Below are 8,418 nucleotides of genomic sequence, written 5' to 3'. Positions count from 1 at the left end.
GCAAAGAAATTTGTTGACTCTAAATAAAATATTGGTAAATCAAAACATATCACAATAAAAGAGTTGATGAAACATGAGGCTTAATGCAATACAGATTTTTTAAATATTTCTGATAAACACAATTTGTTACTTTGAATGTTTTAAAAAAATTAGAGATTTCGTTCACATAAAATGTTGTTTGTCTTACTATCATCCGCGTTAAGTAAGTGTTCAATATCAATAGGAACTAGACGATTTTTCTCATCATCAACATATGAAATATTAAATCCATTATTGATAAGTAATTCTAGCATATCTTTTGGTTCTGTTCCAGATTCAACAATAAAATTTTTCATAAATTCAGTAAAAATTTTTAGATGTTTACTTTGTTTAAGAATCATATTCATACCATTTAATGCACGAAATTCTGCTCCTTCTACATCAATTTTTATAAAATTTATTTTATCTGTCAAGTTTAGATTACTGAAGTAATCATCTAATCTTATACTTTCAACTTGTATAGTTTGTTTTATATTTTGTTTTAATTTAATACTATGAGTCCCAATACCTTCAGATAGATATAGATTTATTTTTTCATTTACATCCGAAACAGCTTTTTGTTCTAATATGACATTCTGATAATTGTTCAGCTCAACATTTTTTTTTAGAATTTCAAAGTTTTTAGGTTCTGGCTCAAATGCGAAAACTTTTCCTTTATCTCCTACCAGTTTTGCAGCTATTAGTGTATAATATCCAATATTAGCTCCCAAATCTACTACAATATCTCCTGTCTTGATACAGTTTTTGATAATTTCTGTATCTAATTTACCAAAAACACCCTCTATAGAGATACTATGTGGATCCCCTTTTCCTAAAAACATTTTATTTCCTTCAATCTCTGCAAAATCAGATTTTAGAATGGATTCAATTACTCGTAATATTTTTCTTACGGGTTTACGCTTACCAAATCCATATCCTCTACTCATATTTTTTCTTCCTTTCCTATATAATGACAAAAAGATCTTTTTCATCTACATTTTATAAAAAACAGATTTAATGAATGTTCTTAGATAATTTTGAATATAATCTAAATATCATTATATATTTAGAAAATATCTCAAGTTTTGTACCAAAACAAATTTTTGGATTGTATTACATAAAAAGATTAATTTTTTAGACTAGTTTTTGGATTAAACTCACCAGTTACAAACATCCTATACCAAATCTCAAAAGACAGTAATCCTAAAAATTTATTGACATATCTAACATCAAGATCTTTTCTATCAATATGCTTTAGAATCCAGTTTTTATCAAGCCATCCATCTTTAACCAATCTAGAATCAGACAGATAGTGCTTACATATTTCATGACCATAGTTATTCCACAGATTTATTGTATTTACAGAAAAACCTAGTTTTTGATCATCAAAGAACTTTAGCATGTCATTTTTTTCAAGAATTTTTCGTAAAGGTAGTTTGCCAATATTTTGTGATTTGTCATATTTTTCTTCTGCATTCATGTGAATTGAGTGTGAGATCATTTCATTTGATAAAAGAGGGATAATCGGTTTGATTCCAAACGAGTTTATTATTTTTGTGTTAAGAATGGAAAAGTTGTAAAGTAATTTCCCATTATAGTCTGCCAAAAAAACTTGTTCTAATGGAGCCAAAGAATTATCAAAATATGGAAGCAGTATGTTGTAAATATCTGACCAACTAAAATCAGATTTTGAACCAAAGATAGACTCTTGATCTGGAACATGATCCCGTTCATGACATTGAATGTATGCTTGAGCTTTTTCCATAGGAGTTGAATTTGGTCTAATCAAAGAAAGAAATTTTGAATATCTAAAGACATATCCGCCTAACAGCTCATCTCCTCCATCACCTGAAGCTAGATAATTTGAATATTTTTTTGCCTTTTCTGCCACATAATACCAATGAATGTCCCAAAACGGAAGTTTTGATACATTAATTGCTTGTGGGAGTTTTTCTAGATAGTTTTCTATGAAAAGTATTTCCTGTTCTACATCAAAATTATTTGCAATATCTTTTGCCCTAGAAGTTTCATCTACACTGTCAGAGAATTTTACAGTAATTGCTTTGATTTTAGAATTTGTAAAAACATGTTTTAAAAACAGCAAAACTACAGAAGAGTCTATTCCTCCACTCAATGAGATAGATATTTTTTCAGGCTCTGAATTTCCAACTGAGTTTAGAATACTTTTCTTAATGGAATTCTCAATGATTGTAGTAGAGATTTGAGATTTTTGTGTAAAATCATCCCATTTCAGTTTTTGAAGGATTGGTTTTTGAGTCGAATCATATCTTAAGGTCAGCGTAGATTTTAAAGATAATGCATCCAAAGTAGGATCAGAGTTTTCCACGTCCAACTCCACGATAAATCAATCCAGCATTTTTTGCATCAAATTGATTGATTATACACCTAGAATCAATTACTACAGGTGATTTCATTGCTGATTTTAAAAATACAGGCTCTAAATCATGAAACTCTTTGTGCGCTGTAACCACTATCATGGCATCAGATTGTTTTAAAGTTTCCAAGAGGTTTGATTCACAGTTGATTCCAAACAAATTTGAATTCTTAAAGTACGGATCATATATTTTCACTTTAGAACCCAGTTGTTGTAATTTTGAAATAATTGGCTCTGCAGGAGTAAGTTGGACATCTTTTACATCTGGCTTGTAGGTTACACCTAAAATCAATATTGTGGAATTCTTTATGTCAATATGAGATTCAGCAAATGCATCTTTTAAAAGTTCAATTACATGATCTGGCATAGATTCATTAATTTTTCGTCCAGTTTCAACAATAGAAAAATTATCAAATCCAAAAGTTTTTGCAAAATTTATCATTTGATAAGAGTTTACAGGAAGACAGGGTCCACCTACTCCAGCTCCTGGATAATGTACTTGAAAATTATATTTTGTTTTTGCAGCCTCTAAAACTGTCATGATATCTATTCCAGATTTTTCAAAGATTAATGCCAACTCATTGATAAATGCGATGTTTAGATCACGAAAAACATTTGTAGTCAACTTTACAGCGTTTGCAGTTTTACAATCAGGCATTGAAATTAAATCCACTGTAAAGACATGTTTGTAGATTTTTTTTATTATGTTATGGGTTCTTTGATCTATAGCTCCAACCAATCTAGGTAATCGCTCAAAATCATTAAGAATTTGCCCGGGATTTGCAGTTTCAGGACATACTCCAATGCTGAAATTTTTTCCTGCAACTAGTTTGAGATCATTTCCTTCTATTATGGATTTTAATTCATTTTCAATAAAACCTGGCTCAATTGTACTTTCAACAATCACTATAGAGCCTGAAGATAAAAATTCATGTAGTTGTCGTCCTACTGAGCGCAAAGCATCATAATTTGGCACGTTTTGTTTATCCATAGGAGTGGGAAGCGATAGAACTATTACATTTGATTGAGGAACAGCATCTTGGATTTTAGTAGTTGCAGAGAATTTTTTTTCTTTTAAAACTTTTTCAAAGATTGTAGGATATCCTGGCTCATCCTTTAAAGGAAATTCCCCTTGATTTACCATATTAACCAGTTCAGAATTGATATCAAGACCAATAGTGGATAGGCCAGAGTTTGCAAAGGATAGAGCAGTTGGTAGACCTATTCTACCAATTCCAATTACACATATCTTGAGTGAGCCTGATTGGATACTATTATTGAACTCAGATTCACTCATTTCTAGAACATTTTTCATTTTGGGCTTACAACTTCACATAATTTACTTGTTTTTTAGTTTTATTAATAATGAAGATTTAAAGATTGGAAAATTTTAGCGACGACGTGAAGTTTGTTGTAACCGGGGGAGCGGGATTTATTGGAAGCAACATAGTAAAACAACTCCTCAAACAAAACCACACCCCAATTGTAATTGATAATCTGTATAGAGGAAAGATTGAAAGAATTTCATCACTGGATGTAGAATTTCATAAAGCTGACATTAGAGATTTGGACCAGCTTCAAAATATTTTAAAAAATTCAGACGGAGTATTTCACGAAGCTGCACTTACAGATGTCCAAGAATCATTTACAAAACAACAGGAATACATCGATGTAAATGTAAAAGGAACTGAAAATGTATTTAAAATTGCAAAAGAGTTTGATTTGAAGGTAGTTTATGCAAGTAGCTCAAGTGTTTACGGAAATCCAAAAAAAATTCCAATAACTGAGAATAGCGAGCGTAATCCAATCAATCCATATGGAAAAACAAAATTAGATGACGAGTTTCTTGCTGAAAAATATTCCAAAGATAATGTATCAATTATTGGTCTTAGATACTTTAATGTCTACGGAGAAGGTCAGACTGGCTCTTATGCTGGCGTAATTACAAAATTCCTCAATAGATTAAAAGAAAAAAATCGCCAATAATTTTTGGAACAGGTACACAAATTAGGGATTTTATTTTTGTTGAAGATGTCGCACTTGCAAACATAGCTGCTATGAACAGCAATGTAAAGAAGGGATTTTTTAATATCGGTACAGGTAAAACGACTTCAATTCAGCAGCTTGCAAAAATAATGATCGAATTGTCTGGTTTGAAACTTGAACCACAATATGAAAAAGCGCTAGACGGTGACGTGCAATCTAGTCAAGCAGATACTAGTATTACAGAATCCACACTGAAATGGAAGTACTCCATGGAATTAAAAAAAGGACTGTCAAAATTTTTTATCTAAAGTAATTTTTTATAAAAATCAGTATATTGAGAGAGTAATTTCTCCCACGTAAAATTTTCAATTATAAAATCAAATGCATTTTCTGCCATTTTTGATGCCTTGTCTTTATCTTCCAATAATGAATTAATTGCTTCATGTAATGATTGTGGATCGTTTGGTGGAACAAGGATTCCAGTTTCATTATTTTTAATTATCTCTGGAATGTCTCCAACGCTTGTAGCAATTACTGGAATTTTTAAAAAAATGCCTCCTTGATCGATTGTGGCAGGCTTTCCATTCTTGAAGGCACAACAAGAGTAGAAGATGCCTTAAGATTTTTCATAGCGTCAATCCAAGACATGTCTGTACAGTAAATTATTTTGCCTTTAATTTGCGGCTCTATTTTTCTCAAGATGTCAGTTCCTTTCTCAAAACTATCTCGTCCAACATATGCAATTTGATTTTCGATTTTATTTATATCTGGGATTTGATCAAATTTTTTAGTATCTAATGGGGCTGGAAGATACACAAAATCAAGACCTAGTTTTTCTTTGTATGTTTTTTGAACTGATTTTGAATCAGTTGTTAGAACATTTGCAAATTTTAAAACTTTAGATTCAGCATTACTAACCATGCTACTTGTTGCAGTAGAGTGTAATGCATCTACCTGTTCTGAATAAATCCCATGAACTGAGAGAACTTTCTTTTTTGCCTTGACAAATTTCATCACAAATGCAGAAGGGACATTCCATGCATGTACAACATCATACTTTTCTCTGTCAAGTATTGCTTTAATCATTCCAAAAATTACAAAGCTCGGATTTTTCAGATTTTTTATCGGTACATGTGGAACATGCATTAGTTTTACATCAAATCCAGATTCACGTAGTTTTTCTGCTACTCTAAATGCGTGACCTCCTATCCCCCCTTCATATCTTGGAGAAATGAAAAGTATCTTCACAAAACAAAATTAGTTTTAGATAATTTAAGGTCTAAGATTTACATTGTTGCCTGAGCAGCATCATGGAACATTTGACTTTTTGCACAGCCAGCAGCAAGTTCATCGCCTGCTCCACGTCTCATTAGACCACGATACAGACCGTCTTCTAGTTTGACACCTTCTCTCTGCTCCCATTCCTCTACTGTGATGGAATATTTCTTTTGAATTCTGTCTCTGTACCATTCTGGAATTACATTAAATGCACAGAATGGAACTATTCTAAGATCTGGGGTTAAGTAGTGAATATCACATCTTTGGAGTCTTTCCAAGTCTTCATTGTATTTGTCCTGAAAGTGCATCATACCTAAGAATAATCCCTTGACATGCCATGAACCAATGGACTCGAAGGATCTCTTCATCAAGATATTACCAAACATCTTTGCCAAGTCTAATCCAGCTGGTTGCTTTTTTGTATCAACGAATCCTTTGAGTTTTCTTACAACTTCAAGCATTGTAAAGTATTTGTTTTTACCAGAACGAATCTCTTCTGCCTTATCCTCAAATAATTCTAGCATTCCTTGAATGTCACAGAATTTAGTTAGTGGAACAAATTTCTTTGTCTCTGCATCCTCGAAAATGTATGTACCTGCACCACAAGCAAAGTGAATAGATAACTCATATTTTGGTTTACTAGAGAATGCTTCAATTACGTTAGTTAGTGGCATGCAACTTGGTACTGGGAACCAGTCATCAACTGTTACCTCACCGTTTGTTTGTTCTTCAATTCTTTGAATGCAATCTGGAACTGTGATTCTATATTTTTCACGTTCTCCTTTACCCATTCTTCCAGTTAGAGATACTGGTTGGAAGTTTACAGCGTGAACTACATCCATGTTCTTTTGTGCATATCTAATAATTCCACCTAGTTCATGATCATTAATTGACTTGATTACAGTTGGAACAAATACCACAGTAGTACCTGTTTTTCTGCAGCTATCAAGTGCATAAGGAATTTCCCAGTGATTCTTTGGGTTTGTTCTTGCAGTTACACCATCAAAAGAAAGATACAAGTTATTACATCCAGCCAGTCTGACTTCTCTTGCTGCCTCTGGATCCATTGCATGTCTGATACCGTTTGTATTCATCTGGACATGGTCAACGCCTTCTTCTTTCATTATTTTAATAACATCAGCAATATCTTCTCTAAGCATTGGTTCACCACCAGTAATCTGAATAGAGTTACCTGGGATTGGTCTTTCAGCCTTTAGAGTCTTCATCATTCCTCTTACTTGTGTATGATCTGGTTCGTACATGTAAGCGCCTTCAAGGCCTTTCTTTACATAGAAAAAGCAATACCAACATGTTAAATCACATCTGTTAGTTACGATCATGTTTGCCAATCCACTGTGAGATAAGTGATTTGAACATAGACCACAGTTGTTTGGACATGAACATTTGTCAATCATTACGTTTGGAGAATGAGCACCTTTACCATCCATCCAGTATGTACTGAATTTTTTGTACATTTGATAAGAACCAAAGTATAATTCCTCACATTCACCGTGAGTTGGGCAAATCTTTGACATGTAGACTTTATCGTCTCTCTCAAATACCTCAGCATCCAAGATCATGTTACAGTCAGGACATATGCTTTGAGTGAATCTAATGGTGGATTTTTTTCCTAGACTTTTAGTTGATTGATTGGAAATCTGAATTAATGCCATGCCTGTATTGGAAATTCTTCCGAGATGATATATAATCCATTTCACACTCGCCCCCGTATGGAATTTAGTAATTAGGCATGTCTGATTTAAATAACAAAACTGAACGAGTAGATCGCATGAACATATCAGACAAGACAAGAAAGTCTCTAGAAAAGATAGGTCTTACTAGCTACGAAATTAGAACATTCACCTCATTGCTTCAATCCGGAGAATTAACTGCAGCTGATCTTAGTCAAAAATCAGGAGTTCCATATTCAAAAATTTATGAAGTATTAGGAACATTAGAAGAAAAAGGATGGATAGGCTCTGATGACTCAAGACCAACAAAATATTTTGCAAAATCTCCCTCTACAGGATTAGAAACGACTAAGCAAAAGATGCAAAATGAATTCTTACAAAATCAAAATATCATATTAAAAGAACTAGTGCCATTATATGAAAAAAGTGGAACTAGTGAGAAACCAGACATATGGGTATTATCAGGTGCAATAAATATCGCCTCAAAAATTTTGGAGATGGTTGAATCTTGCAGGAATGAGGTAATGATTGCATTGCCTGAAGCAGGACAGGAACTAGTAAGACAGGCATTACCAAAATTAAGATCACTTCACGATAAAGGAGTAAAGATTACGATATTGACATCAGATAAAATGGACAAAGAATCCATCAAAGCAATAAGCAGAGTTGCGACAGTAAAAATCAAAAAAGGACTTTTCGGAGGTGGAATAATTTCAGATAACAGATATGTCGTGATTTTACTTGGTCCTGAAATGAAAGAGATGAATACATCAGATATTGTAGCAATTTGGGCAGATCATACAGGATTGGCCGGATTTGCACGATCATACTTTGAATATTTATTAAAAGATTCAAAGATGGTATAGTATGGACGCAATAAATGATGATAACGATGAAACTCTTTTTGTAGGAACAGCAGAAGCAGAACATGTTGAAATGTATCTGAAGGCAATTTGGCACATCAAAGAAAGAGGAGAAGATGTCAAAATCAGTACAATTGCAAAAATGCTCAATGTTAGACAACCAAGTGTTGTACAAATGCTCAAAAAA

General features: G+C 32.9%; 7 protein-coding genes and 2 pseudogenes. 3 read left to right on the top strand and 6 right to left on the bottom strand.

From position 1 onward, the window contains the following. Window positions 1-149: 149 nt before the first annotated feature. From BG20_RS11695 to BG20_RS07450, 3 genes are all read right to left on the bottom strand, one after another. On the bottom strand, window positions 150-965 hold the full coding sequence (locus tag BG20_RS11695) for an FkbM family methyltransferase (RefSeq protein WP_010193016.1): 816 nt from the start codon (window positions 963-965) through the stop codon (window positions 150-152). A 179-nt stretch (window positions 966-1,144) separates the two neighbouring features. Then, a complete protein-coding gene (locus BG20_RS07455; protein ID WP_010193014.1) occupies window positions 1,145-2,365 on the bottom strand; it encodes an asparagine synthase-related protein in 1,221 nt (406 codons plus the stop codon). Then, window positions 2,352-3,728 carry a nucleotide sugar dehydrogenase gene (locus tag BG20_RS07450; protein WP_010193012.1) on the bottom strand — a complete coding sequence of 459 codons (1,377 nt, stop codon included), beginning with the start codon at window positions 3,726-3,728 and terminating at the stop codon, window positions 2,352-2,354. The genes BG20_RS07455 and BG20_RS07450 overlap by 14 nt, the downstream gene beginning before the upstream one ends. Before the next feature lie 86 nt (window positions 3,729-3,814). On the opposite strand from BG20_RS07450, the pseudogene BG20_RS07445 reads away from it, so the two are divergent. Beyond that, window positions 3,815-4,707: pseudogene (locus tag BG20_RS07445) on the top strand (NAD-dependent epimerase/dehydratase family protein). Here the strand turns inward: BG20_RS07445 and BG20_RS14015 are convergent. The 3 genes from BG20_RS14015 to tes are packed head-to-tail and all read right to left on the bottom strand — an operon-like array spanning window position 4,704 to window position 7,395. Continuing rightward, on the bottom strand, window positions 4,704-4,898 hold the full coding sequence (locus BG20_RS14015; protein ID WP_420805938.1) for a glycosyltransferase: 195 nt from the start codon (window positions 4,896-4,898) through the stop codon (window positions 4,704-4,706). The pseudogene BG20_RS07445 and the gene BG20_RS14015 overlap by 4 nt on opposite strands. A gap of 44 nt (window positions 4,899-4,942) precedes the next feature. Next, the gene (locus BG20_RS07440; RefSeq protein ID WP_010193007.1) at window positions 4,943-5,647 is read right to left on the bottom strand and encodes a glycosyltransferase; all 705 of its coding nucleotides are present in this window, start codon (window positions 5,645-5,647) and stop codon (window positions 4,943-4,945) included. A gap of 38 nt (window positions 5,648-5,685) precedes the next feature. Continuing rightward, entirely contained in the window at window positions 5,686-7,395 is a 1,710-nt protein-coding gene (gene tes / locus BG20_RS07435) for a tetraether lipid synthase Tes (protein WP_238527558.1), read from the bottom strand. 71 nt (window positions 7,396-7,466) lie between these two features. Between tes and BG20_RS07430 the strand changes: the two genes are divergently transcribed. Both BG20_RS07430 and BG20_RS07425 read left to right on the top strand, forming a co-directional pair. Then, window positions 7,467-8,234, top strand: a complete 768-nt coding sequence (locus BG20_RS07430; RefSeq protein WP_048097153.1) for a helix-turn-helix domain-containing protein — start codon at window positions 7,467-7,469, stop codon at window positions 8,232-8,234. A gap of 1 nt (window position 8,235) precedes the next feature. Next, window positions 8,236-8,418: pseudogene (locus BG20_RS07425) on the top strand (metal-dependent transcriptional regulator); the annotation flags it as partial.

Source organism: Candidatus Nitrosarchaeum limnium BG20, from assembly GCF_000241145.1.
Lineage (GTDB): Archaea > Thermoproteota > Nitrososphaeria > Nitrososphaerales > Nitrosopumilaceae > Nitrosarchaeum > Nitrosarchaeum limnae.
This window is presented reverse-complemented; position numbering and strand designations above follow the sequence as displayed.

What these genes read in the sequence shown, in the direction of transcription:
- BG20_RS07430 (WP_048097153.1), top strand. Translation starts at nt 7,467, where the DNA reads ATGAACATATCAGACAAGACAAGAAAGTCTCTAGAAAAGATAGGTCTT.
- BG20_RS07450 (WP_010193012.1), bottom strand. Translation starts at nt 3,728, where the DNA reads ATGAAAAATGTTCTAGAAATGAGTGAATCTGAGTTCAATAATAGTATC.
- BG20_RS11695 (WP_010193016.1), bottom strand. Translation starts at nt 965, where the DNA reads ATGAGTAGAGGATATGGATTTGGTAAGCGTAAACCCGTAAGAAAAATA.